Source organism: Chelatococcus composti (genome assembly GCF_014201415.1).
GTDB classification, from domain to species: Bacteria; Pseudomonadota; Alphaproteobacteria; order Rhizobiales; family Beijerinckiaceae; genus Chelatococcus_A; species Chelatococcus_A composti.
Genome location: NZ_JACHEH010000002.1, coordinates 299,342 through 318,983 on the forward strand (window position 1 = coordinate 299,342; position 19,642 = coordinate 318,983).

At 69.7% G+C, this 19,642-nt stretch carries 15 protein-coding genes; 12 read left to right on the forward strand and 3 right to left on the reverse strand.

Annotation, left to right across the window (positions count from 1 at the left end; all coding sequences use genetic code 11):
• Positions 1-135 precede the first annotated feature (135 nt).
• The 7 genes from rpsT to HNQ73_RS04760 all read left to right on the forward strand — a co-directional run bounded on the left by rpsT (position 136) and on the right by HNQ73_RS04760 (position 10,866).
• Positions 136-402 carry a 30S ribosomal protein S20 gene (gene rpsT, locus HNQ73_RS04730; protein WP_183332767.1) on the forward strand — a complete coding sequence of 89 codons (267 nt, stop codon included), beginning with the start codon at positions 136-138 and terminating at the stop codon, positions 400-402.
• Between the two features lie 969 nt (positions 403-1,371).
• A complete protein-coding gene (gene dnaA / locus HNQ73_RS04735; RefSeq protein ID WP_373284870.1) occupies positions 1,372-2,868 on the forward strand; it encodes a chromosomal replication initiator protein DnaA in 1,497 nt (498 codons plus the stop codon).
• A gap of 163 nt (positions 2,869-3,031) precedes the next feature.
• On the forward strand, positions 3,032-4,150 hold the full coding sequence (dnaN, locus tag HNQ73_RS04740; protein WP_183332771.1) for a DNA polymerase III subunit beta: 1,119 nt from the start codon (positions 3,032-3,034) through the stop codon (positions 4,148-4,150).
• Positions 4,151-4,230: 80 nt separating this feature from the next.
• Positions 4,231-5,418 carry a DNA replication/repair protein RecF gene (gene recF, locus HNQ73_RS04745; RefSeq protein WP_183332773.1) on the forward strand — a complete coding sequence of 396 codons (1,188 nt, stop codon included), beginning with the start codon at positions 4,231-4,233 and terminating at the stop codon, positions 5,416-5,418.
• A gap of 140 nt (positions 5,419-5,558) precedes the next feature.
• The gene (locus HNQ73_RS04750; RefSeq protein WP_183332775.1) at positions 5,559-6,182 is read left to right on the forward strand and encodes a LysE family translocator; all 624 of its coding nucleotides are present in this window, start codon (positions 5,559-5,561) and stop codon (positions 6,180-6,182) included.
• Between the two features lie 149 nt (positions 6,183-6,331).
• The gene (gene gyrB, locus HNQ73_RS04755; RefSeq protein ID WP_183332777.1) at positions 6,332-8,758 is read left to right on the forward strand and encodes a DNA topoisomerase (ATP-hydrolyzing) subunit B; all 2,427 of its coding nucleotides are present in this window, start codon (positions 6,332-6,334) and stop codon (positions 8,756-8,758) included.
• 248 nt (positions 8,759-9,006) lie between these two features.
• Positions 9,007-10,866 carry an ABC transporter ATP-binding protein gene (locus HNQ73_RS04760; protein WP_183332779.1) on the forward strand — a complete coding sequence of 620 codons (1,860 nt, stop codon included), beginning with the start codon at positions 9,007-9,009 and terminating at the stop codon, positions 10,864-10,866.
• A gap of 3 nt (positions 10,867-10,869) precedes the next feature.
• On the opposite strand, the gene HNQ73_RS04765 is transcribed toward HNQ73_RS04760, so the two are convergent.
• Complete coding sequence (locus tag HNQ73_RS04765; protein WP_183332781.1) at positions 10,870-11,439, reverse strand: NUDIX domain-containing protein; 570 nt, start codon at positions 11,437-11,439, stop codon at positions 10,870-10,872.
• Between the two features lie 270 nt (positions 11,440-11,709).
• Here HNQ73_RS04765 and HNQ73_RS04770 point away from each other — a divergent pair, with 270 nt between their 5' ends.
• Positions 11,710-13,254, forward strand: a complete 1,545-nt coding sequence (locus tag HNQ73_RS04770; RefSeq protein WP_183332783.1) for a helicase HerA domain-containing protein — start codon at positions 11,710-11,712, stop codon at positions 13,252-13,254.
• 84 nt (positions 13,255-13,338) lie between these two features.
• A complete protein-coding gene (locus HNQ73_RS04775; protein WP_210304935.1) occupies positions 13,339-14,694 on the forward strand; it encodes an AmpG family muropeptide MFS transporter in 1,356 nt (451 codons plus the stop codon).
• Positions 14,695-14,700: 6 nt separating this feature from the next.
• Here the strand turns inward: HNQ73_RS04775 and HNQ73_RS04780 are convergent, their stop codons facing one another.
• Complete coding sequence (locus HNQ73_RS04780) at positions 14,701-15,789, reverse strand: YeiH family protein (protein WP_183332787.1); 1,089 nt, start codon at positions 15,787-15,789, stop codon at positions 14,701-14,703.
• A gap of 104 nt (positions 15,790-15,893) precedes the next feature.
• Positions 15,894-16,790, reverse strand: a complete 897-nt coding sequence (locus tag HNQ73_RS04785) for an SMP-30/gluconolactonase/LRE family protein (protein ID WP_183332789.1) — start codon at positions 16,788-16,790, stop codon at positions 15,894-15,896.
• Positions 16,791-17,108: 318 nt separating this feature from the next.
• Here HNQ73_RS04785 and exbB point away from each other — a divergent pair, with 318 nt between their 5' ends.
• The 3 genes from exbB to HNQ73_RS04800 are packed head-to-tail and all read left to right on the forward strand — an operon-like array spanning position 17,109 to position 19,637.
• Complete coding sequence (gene exbB / locus HNQ73_RS04790; RefSeq protein WP_306415744.1) at positions 17,109-18,203, forward strand: tonB-system energizer ExbB; 1,095 nt, start codon at positions 17,109-17,111, stop codon at positions 18,201-18,203.
• Positions 18,204-18,215: 12 nt separating this feature from the next.
• Complete coding sequence (gene exbD, locus HNQ73_RS04795; protein WP_183332791.1) at positions 18,216-18,659, forward strand: TonB system transport protein ExbD; 444 nt, start codon at positions 18,216-18,218, stop codon at positions 18,657-18,659.
• A 3-nt stretch (positions 18,660-18,662) separates the two neighbouring features.
• Positions 18,663-19,637 carry a TonB family protein gene (locus HNQ73_RS04800; RefSeq protein WP_183332793.1) on the forward strand — a complete coding sequence of 325 codons (975 nt, stop codon included), beginning with the start codon at positions 18,663-18,665 and terminating at the stop codon, positions 19,635-19,637.
• Positions 19,638-19,642: the final 5 nt, after the last annotated feature.

The following is a 19,642-nucleotide window of genomic DNA, read 5'->3' on the forward strand; positions in this document are numbered from 1 at the left end:
TCGGGCAACGAGCGACTATAAGCCCGCGCTCATGGACGGCGGCTTGACCGCTGTCATTTTGTTCAACCGCCACCACCGATCCCGATCGCCCGGCCCTTCGCCGCGCGGCCAGATCGGGACGATACGAGGATCACCATGGCGAACACCCCGTCGGCCAAGAAGGCGACGCGCAAGATCGCCCGCCGCACCGCCGTGAACAAGGCGCGCCGCAGCCGCGTGCGCACTTTCATCCGCAAGGTCGAGGAAGCCATCGCGACGGGCGACCAGCAGGCTGCGCTTGAGGCCCTGCGGAATGCCCAGCCCGAGCTGATGCGTGCAGCCCAGAAGGGCGTGCTGCACAAGAACACCGCCTCGCGCAAGGTGTCGCGCCTCGCGCACCGCATCAAGGCGCTGCAGGCCTGAGGCCGCGCTGACGGCGCGTGCGCCGCCGCTTTGCGCGCACGGATCCGAAGGAGCCTGGCCTTCGCCGGGCTCTTTCCTTTTGCGCGCGAGCCGCCGGCGCGGGTTCCCAGGACGCCGGGGCGGCCGTTCGTCAGCCGGCGGCAACGGCGCTGCCGCGGCCGCATTTTTCGGCATCGGATACCTTGACAACGCGACATTTTGCCGACTTGCCCTTGCGGCTTGCCGCCGCGGGAACCGCGCAGACAAAATGTCGTGCTGACAAAACTTTAGGGGGCAAAGGGCCCGGCCGGACCCGAATCTCCCCTGCCGGAGCCCCCGACTCGGAGACTTCCGGCCGCCAAAAATGCCGCCGCGACGCGACTTCTCAGTTTCTGATCACGACTTCAAAGTCGCTTGATCCACAAAGAGTTGCACGCAGGAGCCACGAACCGACGAGAGGCCGCCCATCGGTTTGCGCGTTGAGCGGCGAGAATGCAACCCATAGTCGTGTTGCGTCAGGCCGGCCCTTGGCGTAGGGTCATCCTACCTCGCCGCCAGGGCAGAGGTTCTCAACAGAAGTTCGACGTATTCAGCCTCATTTCGGGGGAGGGGTTCGTGTTGTCTCTAAGACAAGGCGTCGCACCGCAAAGTTGCCACAGCTCGAACCCATTGACTCTTTCTCCCGGATTGCGGAAAAGCCTGCCCACGCAGGCGATGGATCAGCTGAGCGGCATAAGAACGAACGAATAAGAACTTATCCGCCGTAGCTGGTCCGGATTCGATTGCAGAGAGAGTTCCAGAGCGTCGCCATCACAGGATGGCGACAGCAGACGGGCGCTTTTTGCGAAACTCAATCGTCGGTAGCGGGACGCGTTCAGTGGCGTTGCGGGGTCACCTGCATCGCGCGGGGCGTTGTCGGCACCAAACAAGAAGAACGAAGGAGCTGGGGCGATGTACAAAGGCGAAGAGAGCGTGATCGAGGCCAAGGGCATGGCCGTCCCGCGTGGACCCGCGCCTGATGCCGATGACGCCCGCACCGCCGCCAGCAACGAGGACCTGACGGAAGCCTGGGGGCGCGTGCGCCGCCGGCTGCGTGCCGAGCTGGGCGAGGACGTGTTCTCGAGCTGGTTCGGCCGGCTCGAGTGCGACGGCCTTGTGGCCGGTACCGCCCGCCTGTCCGTGCCGACCCGCTTCCTGAAAAGCTGGATCGAGTCGCACTACGCCGATCGTGTCCTGGCCATCTTCAAGGCCGAGCATCCGGCCGTCAGCCGCGTCGCCTTCTTCGTCCGCGGCGCGGTGGCGCGCGAGGTGCCGACCGTCACCCGCGTGAGCGAGCCGGCGCAGGCCCCCGTACGCTCCGCCGCACCCGCCGCGGCCCGCCCGCGGGCCGAGGAGGCGCGCGAGACCACCACTGAGAAGCCCGCGGCCTCCGATCTCACGGACGACAGCGCCGCCAACGCGCTCGACCCGCGGCTCACCTTCTCGACCTTTATCGTCGGCCGCTCGAATGCCCTCGCCCATGCCGCCGCCGACCGCATCGCCCGCCACGAGGGCGGCGCGCCGCTCTACAACCCGCTCTACATCCATGCCGGCGTCGGCCTCGGCAAAACCCACCTGATGCAGGCCATCGCCCACGAGGCGCAGGAGCGCGGCAAGCGCGTCATCTACCTCACGGCGGACCGCTTCATGTACGGCTTCGTCGCCTCGCTGAAGGCCCAGACCGCCCTCGCCTTCAAGGAGCGCCTGCGCGGCATCGACATGCTCGTCATCGACGACGTGCAGTTCCTCCAGGGCAAGTCGATCCAGCAGGAATTTGGCCACACCATCAATGCGCTGCTCGACGCCGGCCGACAGATCGTCGTCGCCGCGGACCGTCCGCCGTCCGACCTCGAGGCCCTCGACGAGCGCGTGCGCTCGCGTCTGGCCGGCGGCCTCGTCGTCGAGATGAGCCCGCTCGATGAGGAGCTGCGCACCCGCATCCTGTCGACGCGCATCGCCGCCGTGCAGGCCCTGCATCCCACCTTCCAGGTGCCCGAGGCTGTCATCGCCTATGTGGCGCGCGTCATCGCCACCAACGGGCGCGACCTCGACGGGGCGGTCAACCGCCTGCTCGCCCATGCGACGCTGACCGGCGCGCCGCTGACCATCGAGACCGCCGAGGCGGCCGTGCGCGACCTGGTGCGCACCCGCGACCCCAAGCGTGTCAAGATCGAGGACATCCAGAAGCTCGTCGCCGGGCGCTACAACGTCTCGCGCGCCGATCTCCTGTCCGAGCGGCGCACGGCGGCGGTCGTGAAGCCGCGCCAGATCGCCATGTACCTGTCGAAGGTGCTGACCCTGCGCTCCCTGCCGGAGATCGGCCGGCGCTTCGGCGGACGCGACCACACCACCGTGCTGCACGCCGTGCGCAAGATCGAGAAAGCCGTGGGAGAGGATCCTGCGCTCAACGAGGAGGTCGAACTCCTCAAGCGCATGCTGCAGGAATGAGCAGCCCCGCGGAGCCTGCCACCCCGCCTTTGTTGACACCCCCGTTGCCACCCTTGCACAAGGGCCGACAAGACGGCATTGTGCGTGCCCCGGCGGGCAAGCCTGTCCGCCGGGCAGCAGCGTCTCAGGCGCTTCGCGGAACGCCAAAGGGAAACAGGCGGTCATGAAGGTCACGGTCGAGCGGGCGGCACTTCTCAAGTCGCTCGGGCATGTGCATCGCGTCGTCGAGCGGCGCAACACCATTCCGATCCTGTCGAACGTGCTGCTGCGCGCCGAGAGCGGCATGCTGCACCTGAAGGCGACGGACCTCGATCTCGAAGTCACCGAGGCGCTCGCCGCCGACGTCGAGATGGGGGGCGCGACCACCGTGCCCGCACACGTGCTCTACGACATCGTGCGCAAGCTGCCCGACGGCTCCCAGGTCTCGCTCGAGACCGGCGGCGATACGAGCCAGATGCTGATCCGGTCAGGCCGCTCGCGCTTTTCGCTGCAGGCGCTGCCCGAGAGCGACTTTCCGGACATCGCCGCCGGCGAGATGCCGCACCGCTTCTCCCTGCCGGCAGGCGAGCTGAAACGTCTCATCGACAAGACGCAGTTCGCGATCTCCACCGAGGAGACGCGCTACTACCTCAACGGCATCTATCTCCACACCATCGAGAGCAACGGCATGCCGGTGCTGCGCGCCGTCGCCACCGACGGCCACCGCCTCGCCCGTGTCGAGACCGCCGCGCCCGAGGGCTCGGCCGGCATGCCGGGCGTCATCGTGCCCCGCAAGGCCGTGGCCGAGGTGCAGAAGCTGCTGGAGGATGCCGACGCGCAGGTCAGCGTCGAGCTGTCCCCGAGCAAGATCCGCCTCTCCATCGGCTCCGTCGTCCTGACATCCAAGCTCATCGACGGCACCTTCCCGGACTATCAGCGGGTGATCCCGACCGGCAACGACAAGCACCTCGTCGTCGAGCGGGCGAGCTTCGCCGCGGCCGTGGACCGTGTCTCTACCATCTCCTCCGAACGAGGCCGGGCGGTGAAGCTCGCCCTCGCCGACGGGCGGCTGACGCTTTCGGTCACCAATCCCGATTCGGGCAGCGCGACGGAAGAGCTCGAGGTCGACTACGAGGCCGAGCCGCTCGATATCGGTTTCAATGCCCGCTATCTCCTCGACATCACGGCCCAGCTCGACGGCGACACGGCACTGTTCAAGCTCGCCGACCCTGGCTCGCCGACGCTGATCCAGGACCGCGAGGGCGCGAGTGCGCTCTATGTCCTCATGCCGATGCGCGTGTGAACGTCACGACGAGAACACCTGCGCCTCGGCAACCGTGGATCGGGGCGGTGGCGCCCGCCGCGCCACTGCATGACGAGGCGATGACCGAGCAGACGCCACCCGTTTCCCTGCCCCCTGCCGGCGCAGCCAGCCGCTGCCGCGTGACGCGCCTCGGCCTGCGCGACTTCCGCAGCTACCGCAGCCTCGACATCGACATCGACGCGCCGCTCGTTGCCCTCGTGGGCGAGAACGGTGCCGGCAAGACCAACCTGCTGGAGGCCCTCTCGCTTTTCACGGCAGGCCGCGGCCTGCGGCGGGCGGACCTCGCCGCCATGGCGGCGCACGATGGCCCTGGCACCTTCTCCGTCTCCCTTTCGCTCGACACGCGCTGGGGCGACGTCCGGCTCGGGACAGGGACCGAGCGCACACCGGACGGCGGCCTCACACGCCGTTGCCGCATCGACGGCGAGACTGCGAGCTCGCCGGCCGCCTTCGCTGAATACGTGCGCGTCGTGTGGCTGACACCCGCGCTCGACGGGCTTTTCACCGGAGCGCCCGGCGACCGGCGGCGCTTCCTCGACCGGCTCGTGCTCGCCGTTGACCCCGCCCATGGCACACGCGTCAACGCCTTCGAGCGCGCGCTGCGCAGCCGCAACCGCGTGCTGGAGGAACATCCGCGCAACACCGCCTGGCTCGACGCCATCGAGACCGAGCTCGCCGAGCTCGCCGTCGCCGTCGCCGCCGCCCGACGCGAAACGGTGACGCGGCTCGCAGCGCTCATCCTCGCTGCGCGCGATGACGCCTCGCCCTTCCCCTGGGGCGATCTCTCCATCGGCGGCGAGTTCGAGGACATGGCCGCGGGCCGGCCCGCGGTCGAGGTGGAGGACCTTTACCGCGCGCGCCTCGCCGAAGGCCGCATGCGCGACAGGGCTGCGGGGCGCACGCTCACCGGGCCGCAGGCGAGCGACCTCACCGTGCGCCACGGGCCGAAGGACATGCCGGCGGCCGAATGTTCCACCGGCGAGCAGAAGGCGCTCCTCATCGGCCTCGTGCTCGCCCATGCCCGCCTCGTCGCCGCCATGAGCGGCATGGCGCCGCTCGTGCTCATGGATGAGATCGCCGCCCATCTCGACCCGCGCCGGCGGGCCGCGCTCTACGCCACGCTCGCCGACCTCGGCAGCCAGGTCTGGATGACCGGTGCCGATCCCACCCTTTTTGCCGACCTGCCGGCGGGCGCCGCGCGCTTCTCCGTGACGCCGGGCCGGCTCGTGCCGATGCGCGCCGGATGACCGCCCGCGCCCGCTGATGCGGCAAATGCCGCACTCCTGCAGGGGCCGCCGGACTTCGCGGATGCCGGCATTTCTGATAAGAACGGGCAGCGCCTCAGCGGGGAGCCCCGATCCCCGCGACACAAGGAAGTGATGTTTTCATGTCCGGTCTCGACCTCACGGGCCTTCTCGTCTTCGCTGGCGCGCTCACCGTGGCCGCCGCCTCGCCCGGCCCCGGCATCGCTGCGATCGTCGCGCGCGTACTCGGCCGCGGGACGCAGGGGGCGGCAGCCTTCACGGCGGGCATCGCCCTCGGCGATGTCGTGTGGCTGACCTTCGCCGTGACCGGTCTTGCCGTGCTGGCCCAGACCTTCCACGGCGTCTTCCTCGTCGTGAAATACGCGGGGGCAGCCTATCTGCTCTATCTCGCCTGGAAGCTGTGGAGCGCCCCGGCGGACGCCCGCGAGATCGAGGCGGACAGTCGGCGCGAAAACCCGGTGAAGCTGTTCCTGGCCGGGCTCGCCCTCACCCTCGGCAACCCCAAGGTCATCGTCTTCTACCTCGCGCTCGTGCCGAACATCGTCGACATGGCTCACCTCGATGCGGTGGGCTATGTCGAGCTCGTCGCCGTGACGCTGTCGGTGCTCGCCGCGGTGTTCTCGGCCTACATCGTCCTTGCGGCCCGCGCGCGTCGTCTCTTCACGAGCGCGCAGGCGGTGCGCCTCGTCAACCGGGCGACCGGAACGATCATGGCCGGCGCGGCCTTGGCGGTGGCAAGCCGTTGACGGGACACGCCGGAGCGAGGGTCCGTATGAGGCTGCGAAAGCGGCCGCGACACGTGCAATCGTCCGGTTGAGACACTAAATTTAATAGTCGAATCAAGCCTGTCGCACGCTGTGCGTGCGCATGGGATCATTGACAGGATTATCGCCCCATGGCCGAACCCGCCCGCGACCTCAACCCCGACTCCTACGGCGCCGATTCCATCAGGGTGCTCAAGGGGCTCGATGCGGTGCGCAAGCGCCCGGGCATGTACATCGGCGACACTGACGACGGCTCCGGCCTGCACCACATGGTCTACGAGGTCGTCGACAATGCCATCGACGAGGCCCTCGCCGGCTACGCCACCGAGGTCACGGTGACGCTCAATCCCGACGGCTCCTGCACGGTGACGGACAACGGCCGCGGCATCCCGACGGACCTCCACGCCGAGGAGGGCATCTCGGCTGCCGAAGTCATCATGACCCAGCTCCACGCCGGCGGTAAGTTCGACCAGAATTCCTACAAGGTCTCGGGCGGCCTCCATGGCGTGGGCGTCTCGGTCGTCAACGCGCTGTCCACCTGGCTCAAGCTGCGCATCTGGCGCGGCGGCAAGGAGCATTTCGTCGAATTCCGCAACGGCGACACCGTCGCACCGTTGGCGGTGGTGGGCGACGCGGGCGGCAAGCGCGGCACGGAGGTGACCTTCCTGCCGAGCCCCGAGACCTTCTCCGTCACCGAATTCGATTATGCGACGCTGGAGCACCGCCTGCGCGAGCTCGCCTTCCTGAACTCGGGCGTGCGCATCGTCCTCACCGACAACCGCCATGCCGAGCGCAAGCGCGAGGAGCTGTGCTACGAGGGCGGCGTCGAAGCCTTCGTGCGCTATCTCGACCGCACCAAGACGCCGCTCATCTCCAAACCTGTGGTGCTGCGGGGCGAGCGCGACGGCATCGGCGTCGAGATCGCCCTGTGGTGGAACGACAGCTACCACGAGACGGTGCTGGCCTTCACCAACAACATCCCGCAGCGCGACGGCGGCACGCACCTGGCCGGCTTCCGCGCCGCTCTGACGCGTCAGATCACGCACTACGCCGAAGCGACCGGCCTGACCAAGAAGGAGAAGGTCTCGCTCACGGGCGACGACTGCCGCGAGGGCCTCACCGCCATCATCTCGGTGAAGGTGCCGGACCCGAAGTTTTCCTCCCAGACCAAGGACAAGCTGGTCTCGTCGGAGGTGCGCCCCGTGGTCGAGAGCATCATGAACGAGGCGCTGGCGACCTGGCTCGAGGAGAACCCCTCCGACGGCCGCACCGTGGTGAGCAAGGTCGTCGAAGCCGCGGCCGCCCGTGAGGCAGCGCGCAAGGCGCGCGAGCTGACCCGGCGCAAGGGCGCGCTCGACGTGGCCTCGCTGCCCGGCAAGCTCGCCGACTGCCAGGAGCGCGACCCGGCCAAGGCCGAACTCTTCATCGTGGAGGGCGACTCGGCCGGCGGCTCGGCCAAACAGGGCCGTGCCCGCGAATATCAGGCCGTGCTGCCGCTCAGGGGCAAGATCCTCAACGTGGAACGTGCCCGCTTCGACAAGATGCTGTCGAGCCAGGAGATCGGCACGCTCATCACCGCGCTCGGCACGGGCATCGGCCGCGAGGAATTCTCGGCCGACAAGCTGCGCTACCACAAGATCATCATCATGACGGACGCGGACGTGGACGGTTCCCACATCCGCACGCTGCTGCTGACCTTCTTCTTCCGCCAGATGCCGGAGCTGATCGAGCGCGGGCACCTCTACATCGCCCAGCCGCCGCTCTACAAGGTCACGCGCGGCAAGTCGCAGCAGTACCTGAAGGACGAGCGCGCGCTCGAGGACTATCTCATCGACGGCGGCCTCGATGGCGCCGTGCTGCGGCTCGGCAACGGCGAGGAGCGCGCCGGCGCGGACCTGCGCACCCTCGTCGAGGAGGCGCGCTTCGTGCGCCAGATGCTGGGCAGCCTGCACACGCGCTACAACCGCACCGTGGTCGAGCAGGCGGCCATCGCCGGGGCGCTGCGCCCGCAGGTGGCGGAGGAGCCGGCCGCTGCCGAGGCGGCTGCCGCCTACATCGCCCGGCGCCTCGACGCCATTGCCGAGGAAACCGAGCGCGGCTGGGAAGGCCGGGCCGAAGCCGGCGGCTTCGTCTTCACCCGTACCGTGCGCGGCGTGCGCCAGACGATCAGCCTCGACGCGGCGCTCCTCGCATCGTCGGAGGCACGCAAGCTCGACGAGCGCGCCGCGAGCCTGCAGGACGTCTATGCCAAGCCCGCCACCTTTGTGCGCCGCGGCGAGGAGAAGACCATCGAGGGCCCGGTCGCCCTCTTCGATGCCGTCATGGCCGCGGGGCGCAAGGGCATCCAGCTCCAGCGCTACAAGGGCCTCGGGGAGATGAACCCCGAGCAGCTCTGGGAGACGACGCTCGACCGCGAGAACCGCTCGCTGCTGCAAGTGAAGATCCGCGAGGTCGACGAGGCCGACGACATCTTCGTCAAGCTGATGGGCGACGTCGTCGAGCCGCGGCGCGAGTTCATCCAGGAAAACGCGCTGTCGGTGGCGAACCTCGACGTGTGACGGCAGCGGAGTGCGGGCGGCAGGCGCCGCGATCCGGCCCTCCCGCCAGCAGGCGACCTCGATCAGCAGTCCGACGAAGGCCGAGGCGGGGCCGAGTCCTCGCAGTGAGCGGCCGGAAGCGTGACAGCGAGCGAAGGAGCCACCATATGCCCGTGGCCATGCCTTCATCCGCCGCCTGACCGGGCGGCGGACGGGCCACCTGCCGCTGCCGCGCGCGCCGCGGCTTCACCGTTCTCAGTCTGGACGCCATGTTCCGTTTCTTCGAAACCCTCGTCGACCCCTTCCCCAGGGGCGAGGCCGTCGCGCCGCCGCGCCGGCTGGTGCCGTTCATCATGCACTATTCGCGCCCGGTGCTGCCCTGGCTCATCGTCATGGCGACGCTGACGGCGCTCATCTCGATCATCGAGATCAGCTTCGTCAGCTTCATGGGCTCGCTGGTCGACTGGCTGACCAAGGCGGACCGCGCCACCTTCTTCCAGACGCATGCCTGGGCGCTCGCCGGCATGGCACTCCTCGTCGTCGTGGGCTTTCCGCTCATCGTCCTGGTGCAGTCGCTCATCACCCACCAGACGATCTTCGGCAACTATCCGATGATCGCGCGGTGGCTGACGCACCGCTACATTCTCGAGCAGAGCATGGCCTTCTTCCAGGACGAGTTCGCCGGCCGCGTCTCGCAGAAGGTGATGCAGACTGCGCTCGCCGTGCGCGAGACGGTGATGAAGCTCATGGACGTGGCGGTCTATGTCGTCACCTACTTCCTCGGCGCGCTCTTCCTGCTCGCCAGTGCCGACCCGCTCCTGATGGTACCGCTGGTCCTGTGGCTCTTCGCCTACGTGGGTCTCATGGTCTACTTCGTGCCGCGGCTGCGGATCGTCTCCATGGAACAGGCCAACGCACGGGCGGAGATGACCGGCCGGGTGGTCGACAGCTACACCAACATCCAGACCATCAAGCTCTTCGCGCACACGCGCCGCGAGCTCGACTATGCGCGCGATGCGATGAGCGGCTTCATGGACACCGTCTATCGGCAGATGCGGCTCGTCACCTGGCTGACGGTCGGCCTGCACACGACCAACGCCCTCCTGCTCGCCGGCGTCGGTGGCCTTTCCGTCTATGCGTGGCACCAGTCCGCCCTGTCGATGGGCGCCATCGCCGTCGGCATCGCCATCGTGCTGCGGCTGCGCGGCATGTCCGACTGGTTCCTGTGGGAGGTCGCCAGCCTCTTCGAGGAGATCGGCACGGTGCAGGACGGCATGAACACGCTCGCCCAGCCCACCGCCATCAAGGACCGGCCGGATGCGCGCGAGCTCGTCGTCACCAGGGGCGAGATCCGCTTCGAGCATGTGCGCTTCAACTACGGCCGCGAGCGCGGCGTCATCGATGACCTGTCGCTCGTGGTGAAGCCCGGCGAGAAGGTGGGCCTTGTCGGCCGCTCCGGTGCCGGCAAGTCGACGCTCGTCAACCTGCTGCTGCGCTTCTACGACGCCGAGAGCGGGCGCATCCTCATCGACGGCCAGGACATCACGACCGTCACCCAGGAGTCGCTGCGTCGGCAGATCGGCATGGTGACGCAGGATACCTCGCTGCTGCACCGCTCCATCCGTGACAACATCGCCTACGGACGGCCCGAGGCGAGCGAGGAGGAGATCCGGGCCGCAGCCCGCATGGCCCATGCCGACGTCTTCATCGAGGATCTGACGGACCCCGCCGGCCGGCGCGGCTACGACGCCCATGTGGGCGAGCGCGGCGTCAAGCTCTCCGGCGGCCAGCGCCAGCGCATCGCCATCGCGCGCGCCCTGCTCAAGGACGCGCCGATCCTCGTGCTGGACGAGGCGACATCCGCCCTCGATTCGGAAATCGAGGCCGCGATCCAGGAACAGCTCTACAGCCTCATGAAGGGCAAGACTGTCATCGCCATCGCCCATCGCCTGTCGACGATCGCGGTGCTCGACAGGCTCGTCGTCATGGACGCCGGCCGCATCGTCGAGACCGGCACGCACGCGGAGCTGCTGGCGCGCGGCGGCCTCTACGCCGCGCTGTGGCGGCGCCAGTCCGGAGGCTTCCTCGGCGTTGAGGCGGACGAGGAGAGCGAGTCGGCGCCGGCCTGAACATCACCGCCGCGCGAAGAGCTCCGGCCGCTGCAGCCGCAGCGTCTGGACGAGCGCGAAGGTCTTGAGGTCGGTCAGCCGGCCCGCGTCGGCCATTTCCGCGAGGGTGGCGAGCGGCAGCTCGTGAACCGTGATGCGCTCTCCGTCCTCGTCGAGCCCGCCGCCGTCCTCGATCCGGTCCGCCTCGCGGTACTCCGCGAGGAAGAGCGAGCAGCGCTCGGTGGAAAGGCCCGGCATCGTCCAGGCGCGCACGACATGGGTGAGGCCGGCGAGCCGCACGCCTGTCTCTTCCAGCACCTCGCGCCGGGCGCAAGCGACCGGATCCTCCCCCTCCTCGAGCCCGGCCGGCACCTCGAGCACGAGGTCGCCGCTCTCGCGCAGGACGGGTGCCCGGCACTGGCTCGTGAGCAGCGCCACACCGCGCTCGGAGTCGAAGGCGAGCACCGCCACCGCGGTGCCGTGGTTCTCCACCTCGCGGTGGATGATGAAGCCGTCCTCGAAACGGATCGTGGCGACCTCCACGGTCGCCCAGCCGTCGTAGACGATGTGCGTATCTTCGATGCGTGCCGTCATGTCGCCTTCCCTGAGCATCGCGCGACCGCCGCCCGGCCACGGTCGACCATGGTTGACCACGACTTTGACGCGAACGCGACGGGAATCGTCGCTCGATGCGGCACCGTGCGTCGTCCGGTGCCGCATCTGGCGGCCGCAAAGCCCGCTACCGGTCTTGGCGCGCCTCGTCTACGGCGGCTATTGAAGGGGCGCGCGCTCGCGAATGCGAATCATGCCGGCACCGGCGGAGCCGGGAGCCGTCATGCGTCGGGAGCCAGGACGAGGAGCGGAATGAAGGTCGGGATCGACATGGGGGTGACGCAGGCGGGCACACCCGCCCTGCTCGATCTCGAAGAGCTCCTCGCCACTCGCCTGCTCGTGCAGGGCAATTCTGGCTCCGGCAAGTCGCACCTGCTGCGCCGCCTGCTGGAACAGAGCGCCCAGTGGGTGCAGCAGGCCGTGGTCGATCCGGAAGGGGATTTCGTCACCCTGGCCGACCGCTTCGGCCACGTGGTCGTCGACGCGAGCCGCAGCGAGAACGACCTCACCCGCATTGCCGCACGCGTGCGCCAGCACCGCGTCTCCGTCGTCCTCAACCTCGAGGGGCTTGATGCGGAGATGCAGATGCGCTGCGCCGCCGCCTTCCTCGGCGGCCTCTTCGATGCCGAGCGCGACTACTGGTATCCCATGCTCGTCGTCGTCGACGAGGCGCAGCTCTTCGCCCCGGCGGCCGCCGGCGAGGTGTCGGACGAGGCGCGCAAGGTCTCGCTCGGCGCCATGACCAACCTGATGTGCCGCGGCCGCAAGCGTGGCCTTGCCGGCGTTATCGCCACCCAGCGTCTCGCCAAGCTCGCCAAGAACGTCGCGGCGGAAGCCTCCAACTTCCTCATGGGCCGCACCTTCCTCGACATCGACATGGCGCGCGCCGCCGACCTCCTCGGCATGGAACGGCGGCAGGCCGAGATGTTCCGCGACCTCGACCGCGGCCGTTTCGTCGCGCTCGGCCCGGCCCTGTCGCGCCGCCCCCTGCCGGTGACCATCGGCCCGGTGGAGACGAGCGCCCGCAGCAGCAGCCCGCGCCTCGTGCCCCTGCCGGAGCAGCCGCCGCAGGATGCGCATGAGCTCATCTTCACGCCGGCAGAGCCGGAGCCCGTGCGCTCACCGCCGCGCAGGCCGGTCGCGCCGCCGCCACCTTCGACAAACGACATCCTCGCCCAGCTCGTGCGCGCACGGCCGGAACCGCCGGCCCCGAGCGAGCCGGCCGAGCCGCCGATGCCCCCCGCAGAGCGTGAGGCGCTCATCGACGCCGTGCTCACGGAGGTGCTCGCCGACCCCGATTCGGCCTTCCGCTCCATCGCCGTGCTCTACCAGGACTTTCTCGTGCGCTGCCGCATCCGTCGCGTACCCGGCACACCGCCGGACCTGCCGGCCTTCCGCCGCCGCCTCGCCATGGCACGCGCGGGCATTGACGCGCGCAGCGCCGCCGAGGACGGCCCCTGGCATGCGGCGGTCTCGCTGGCGGCGACCTTGCCGGAGGACATGCACGGCGTCTTCCTGATGTTGGCGCGGGCCGCCCATGACGGTGCCCCCTGCCCCTCGGACGCCGCCGTCGCGCGCGCCTACGGCACCCACTCGGCCGGGCGGGCGCGCCGCATCATCGCCTACATGGAGGAGCGGGGCGTCATCGTCTGCCGCAACGACTTCCGCAACAACCGCATTATGGCGTTTCCCGATCTCGGATGGGAGACGGCCCCCGGCGACCCGAACGGCCCGGACCTCTCTGCCGGCAGTGGCGCAGGCGCCTCCGACAGCACCCCGGCGACCGGCGCGGCATAGTTAACGGAAAGTCAACGGGATCGGGCGCACGCTCGCCATCATTGCTGCTATGCTGGCCGCGGCTGGCGACGTGACACCGGAACGATGCCCGTGACGAAGACCGAGCGCCCCCGCCTCAGCCTCGCCGCCCTCCTCTCGGACGGGCGCCTCGCCATCATGCTGGCGCTCGGCTTCAGCGCCGGCCTGCCCTTCCTTCTCGTCTTCAGCACCCTGTCGGCCTGGCTGCGCGAGGCGGGCATTTCGCGGACGGACATAGGCCTGCTGAGCTACGTCGCCCTCGCCTACAGTTTCAAGTTCGTCTGGGCCCCCGCCATCGACCGGCTCGACGTGCCGGTGCTCTCGGGCCTCTTCGGCCGCCGCCGCGCCTGGATGCTGACGGCGCAGGGGGGCATCGCGCTCGGCCTCGTCGGCATCGCCCTGAGCGATCCGGCAACCAGCCTCGGCTTCACCGTCGCCTGCGCGCTCGTCGTCGCCTTCTTCTCGGCAACGCAGGACGTGGTCATCGACGGCTGGCGTATCGACGCCGCCCCCACCGAGCGGCAGGGCATGATGTCCGCCGCCTACCAGCTCGGCTATCGCCTCGCTCTCATCTGCGCCGGGGCGGGCGCCCTCTATATCGCCGATTTCGTCGACTGGCGCAGCGCCTACCTCGCCATGGCGGTGACGATGGCCGTCGGCGTCGGCGCAAGCCTATGCGCGCCCAATCTCGACCTCGGCCGCGAGCGCGCCGCCTCGACGGGCACCTCCTTCCTCGCGCGGGCGCGGGAGATGGTGATCGAGCCCTTTGCCGACCTCGCCCGCCGAAAGGGCCCGCTGATCGCCGCCATCCTCGCGCTCGTCGCGCTCTTCCGCCTGCCGGATTTCGTGGCAGGAGTGATGGCCAATCCGCTCTACATCGACCTCGGCTTCTCGAAGTCGGAGATCGCCAGCGTTTCCAAACTCTACGGCGTGTGGATCGGCATCCTCGGGGCCTTCGCGGGCGGTATCGCGGCGACGCGTCTCGGCCTCTGGGGCACGCTGCTCATCGGCGCCGTCAGCGCCGCCGCCTCCAACCTCATGTTCGCGTGGCTGGCGCTCGCGGGGCACGACCTCAATCTGCTGATGCTGAGCATCAGCCTCGACAATTTCGCCGGCGGCTTCGCCGGAACGGCGCTGATCGCCTACATGTCGAGCCTTACCTCTCCCGCCTTCGCGGCAACCCAGTATGCCCTGCTGAGCTCGCTCTACGCCCTGCCGGGCAAGGTCGTGGGCGGGCTGTCCGGATACATGGTGGACAGCTTCGGCTACCCGACCTTCTTCGTCCTCACTGCCGCCATCGGCATCCCGACGACCCTGCTGTGCATCGCCCTCAGGAGCAGCATGGCGGAAGAGAGGGAGGAAGAACCGGCGGCCGTCACGCCGGCCGGAGCCCCGGCGGCCACGCCCGCGACGCGCAGTTGAGCCGCCTCAGGCGAGAAGGGCGAGCCCCGCAGCCGAGACGGCGAGGATGACGAGCGTCGCCCCGGCGACGATGGCGACATGCTGCCAGCCGAGGCTCGCCAGCACCCGCGGCGACGTGCCGAGGCCGAGCGCGGCAATGGCAAGGAGCAATCCGACGCGGGATGCCTCGTTGAGCGCCGCCGTCACCGCAGCGGGCAGCAGGCCGTAACTGTTGACGAGCACGAGCGCCAGGAAGACGAGGGCGAAGACCGGCACGGGCACGCGCGCCCGCGCCGTGCCGCCGCCCCGGCCGGCAAAATAGAAGGCAACGGCGAGGACGACCGGCAGCAGCAGGAAGACGCGGAAGAGCTTGACCACCACCGCCGTGTTGCCGGCGACCTCCGACACCGCGTAGCCGGCACCGGCGACCTGCGCCACATCGTGAATCGCCGCCCCCAGCAGGGCGCCCGTCATGCGGTCGTCGAAGCCGAGGAAGGCGGCGAGCGGCGGATATAGCAGCATGGCGAGGGTCGCCAGGGCATTCACCGCCACCACGACGAAGGCGACATCGGCATCCCTTTCCCTGTACTCCGGGAGCACGCTGACCGTGGCGAGCGCGGCCGAGGCGCCGCAGACGGCGGTGGCGCTGCCGACGAGCGCGCCGTAGGCATCGCTGCGACCGAAGAGCCGCGCCATAACGACGCCCGCGACGAGCGTCGCCGTCATGCCACCGACGACGACGGCCATGACCTGCCAGCCGAGGCCGAGGACATCGCCAACGGCAACCCTGAGGCCGAGGAGGGCGACGGCCCAGCGCAGCACTTTCTTGACGCAGAAGGTCAGCCCCGGGCGAAACACCGGCCGTTGCGCCAACGGATTGAGGAGGATACCGAGAAGGAGCGCCAGCACCATCGCCGGCAGGCCGGCGGCTGCACCGAAAAGGACGGCGGCGAGGCGCGCCGCAACGGGCTCGAAGAGCGTGGCCGCGACGGCGACTGCCGCTGCGAGCAGGATCCCCGGCGCGATGTCGGCGAGGCCGCGAAGACGCCCCCTGAGACGCCCCCGCACGGCGCGCGGGGAAGCGTCGGCTGTCGATCCGGAGGCGGAGACGGTCATGGGCGAGGCACTGGCTGCGATGCGCCCTCTCTAGCTGCCCCCGAGACGGTCGGGAACGACCTGAGGCGGGCCCCGCCCATGCGCCAGCCGCGGATCGGCACCGCTCAGGGCACGGGCCGGCGGAACAGCGGCTCCGGCAGGCCGGGCACGGATACGCGCATGGCGAAGATGCCGCCGGACTGCGGCAGGTGAGCGAGCTCATCGTCCGGCCGGCCGTCCCGCGCCGAGGTCACAAAAAGCGTCTTCAGGTCCGCCCCGCCGAAGGCGACCATCGTCGGGCAGCGGGCCGGCACGGGGAATTCGGCGAGCAGCTCGCCTTGCGGCGAATAGCGCTGGATGCGGCCGCCCTCGTAGAGCGCCGTCCAGTAGCACCCCTCGATGTCGACAGCGGCGCCATCGGGCCGGCCCCGGTCATCTTCCGTCGGGGTCAGGCGCACCCATTCCTCACGGTCGGAGAACGTCCCCGTCTCGATGTCGTAGCGCTGGCGGTAGATGGTGAAGGCCGGCGTGTCGGAATGGTAGAGCCAGGTGCTGTCGGGGCTGAAGGCAAGGCCGTTCGACGTGAGCAGGCCACCGACGAGCGGCACCAGGCCGCGCTCGTCAAAGCGGTAGAGATGCGCCTGCCCGCCCGCCTTGGGCTCGTCAATGGTGCCGACAAGAAAGCGGCCCGCAGGATCCGTGCGCCCGTCGTTGAAGCGGCTGACTGCGGGATCTTCCGGATTGGCAGCGAGACGCTCGCGCACCCTCCCGTCGGTGTCGACCAAGAAGAGCCCCGAGCGCATCGCGGCGATGAAGCCGCCACCTTCCACAAGCGCCACCGAGCCAATGTCCTCCGGCATCGCCATCGCCTTGTTGGCGCCCGTCGCCGGATCGAAGCGATTGAGGGTCCGGCCCTTGATGTCCACCCAGTAAAGCACCTGCTCCGCCACGGACCAGACGGGACTCTCGCCGAGGCGGGCGCGCGCATCGAGCACGCAACTGAAGGGTGACCCCTCGCTCATCTGGTTTCACTCCGTTGTTGCGATCTTCTCCTCAGGGCAGGCGTCGTGCCTGTGCGTCGCTTTTCGCCCTTCCTTCATTTATCGCATATCAGCGACACATCCAGCGCCGAGGTGACGCAGCCTGCGGAAAATCCGGCTGCGGCGCCAAGAAATCGCCCGTAATTCGCATTTGTTTCAGCCTCTTTGGAATTATTTTAATTTAGATATCCCTGATTTTACTTGCCATCCACCGCCAGACTATTGCAGCAAAGCAGGCAGGAGACGCCTGTCCCCGCCACGGCGACGGGCAAAACGGACCGAAAGCCGACGAGGCCGGAGATGACAGCAACTCAGCCACACGCTGGGCGCGAGGCATACCGACGGATCGCCTCGCCCATCGCCGGGGCCGCCATGCGCCGCCTCACCGTCGCGTTCGTTTTCGGCATGCTCTCGTTCACCACCGCCGAGGCGCAGCAGGACGCGGCGCCAGTGGCGGCTCCGCGGCAGAGCGCACCGTCTGCCACCGTCGCGCCGGGCGCGGAAGCGGCCCCCGCCGGCGAGGCAACGCCCGTGGCCGGCCAGCCCGCAACGAGCGAGGGCGCACCTTCCGCCGCCGCGGCGCCGGCGATGTCGCCGCACGGTCCCGCGCCCGGGATGGACACCGCCTCCGCGAAGGCGCCGGCGACGGCTCTCCTGCCGCAGGACCTGTCGCCCTGGGGCATGTTCATGGCGGCCGACTGGGTCGTCAAAGCCGTGATGATGGGCCTCGCCTTCGCCTCCGTCGTCACCTGGACCGTGTGGCTCGCCAAGACTCTCGAACTCGTCGCCGCCCGCCGCGCCGCCCGCCAGGTCAGCGCCGCGCTCGCAGTGGCCCCGACGCTTCAGGACGCCCTCGCGACCATCGTCGCCCGCGAGGGCGACGCCGCGCGCAGCCCGGCGGCCAGCCTGCCGCGTGCCGCGCAGGACGAGGTGGAGCGCTCCGGCGCCATGCCGGCGGAGGGCATCAAGGAGCGTGTCGCCATCGCCATCGCCCGCATCGAGGCCAACGCCGCCCGGCGCATGACGCGCGGCACCGGCCTGCTCGCCACCATCGGCGCCACGGCCCCCTTCGTCGGCCTCTTCGGCACCGTCTGGGGCATCATGAACTCCTTCATCGGCATCTCCAAGGCGCAGACCACCAACCTCGCCGTGGTGGCGCCCGGCATCGCCGAGGCGCTGCTCGCCACCGCCATCGGTCTGGTGGCCGCCATTCCAGCCGTCATCATCTACAACGCCTTCACGCGCTCCATCGGCGGCTACAAGGCCCTCCTCGCGGATGCCAGCAGTGAGGTGATGCGGCTGCTCTCGCGCGATCTCGACCGTCGCGACCTCGCGGCGCGAGAGCGACGCGCGAACCTGCGCCCCGTCCCGAACCTGCCCATGGCGGCGGAATGAACGGACAGCACCATGGCCGTCCAGCTCAACCACGGGGACGACGACCTCGCCGAGACGCACGAGATCAACGTCACGCCGTTCATCGACGTCATCCTCGTCCTGCTCATCATCTTCATGGTGGCGGCGCCGCTTGCCACGGTCGACGTGCCGGTCGACCTGCCGGTGTCCAACGCCGCCCAGCAGCCGCGGCCCGACCGGCCGCTCTACCTCACCATCAAGGCGGACCTGGGCCTCGTCCTCGGTGAGGCTCCGGTAACGCGCGAGGGCCTCGCGGCCGCGCTCGATGCGGCGACCGGCCACAACCGCGAGGAGCGCATCTTCCTGCGCGCTGACCAGGCCGTGTCCTACGGCGAAGTGATGCAGGTGATGAACGCGCTGCGCGCCGCCGGTTATCTCAAGGTGGCCCTCGTCGGGCTGGAACAGGCGGCGGCCACGGCACCCACGGCGAGCCCCTGACGGATGCGCCACCCGGCCTTCACCGCAGCGGAGCATCCCGGCCGGCTTGCGTTGCGCTGGTTGCTCGCCGGCACCGTGGTGCTGGCCGTCCACGGGCTCGTCGCCGTGGGCCTGATGCACGCCTGGGCGCCGTTCGAGGATCCGGGCGAGCCGCCGGCCGCCGTGCTCGTCGACCTCGCCCCGCTCGCCGCCGCCCCGCCGAGCGACGCGAGCGAGGAGGACACGACACCGGGAGATGATGCCGACACGCAGCGGACCGAGGAGGAGCAGCCGCTTCCGCCGGAGCCCGAGCCCGTGCCCGAAGAGCCCCAGCCGCAGGAACAGGCCGAGGAGTCGCCTGCCGAGCCGGAGCCGCTGCCCGACCCGGTGTTCGAACTGCCCGAGCCCGCACCGGCGCCCGATTTCGCCGCGCTCATGACGCCGGGCGACGTCCCCGCGCTCGACATGCTGCCCCCGCCGCCGGACGTGCCGACGCCGGACGTGGCGCTGCCGGCCCCGCCGCGGCGCCCGGCGGAACTCACCCCGCCCGAGCCGGCGAAGGTCGCGGCCGCCCAGCCCAGGCGCAAGGTGGAACGACGCCCGCCGCCGCCGCAGGAGCGGCGCACCCGTGGCAGCCTGACGCCACAGGAGAACGTGGCCCCGGCGCCGGTCGCACCGCGCGAAGGCTCGGCGCCCGTGTCGGGCCAGACGAAGATGGAATGGGCCAGCAAGGTTGTGGCGCACCTGCGCCGCCACATGCGCTATCCCGACCGCGCACGGGCCGGCACCGTGACGGGCTCGGCCCAGGTGATGCTGCGCCTCGACGCGTCCGGCAACGTGCTCGGCGTGCGCATCGCAACGAGCAGCGGCTCGCCCATCCTCGACGAGGCCATCATCCGGGGCGCGCAGAACGCGAGCCCCGTGCCGGCACCGCCGCCCGCCATGATGCGGCAGGCGACACTCAACGTGCGCGTGCCGATCAGCTTCACCCTGCGCTGACCGGC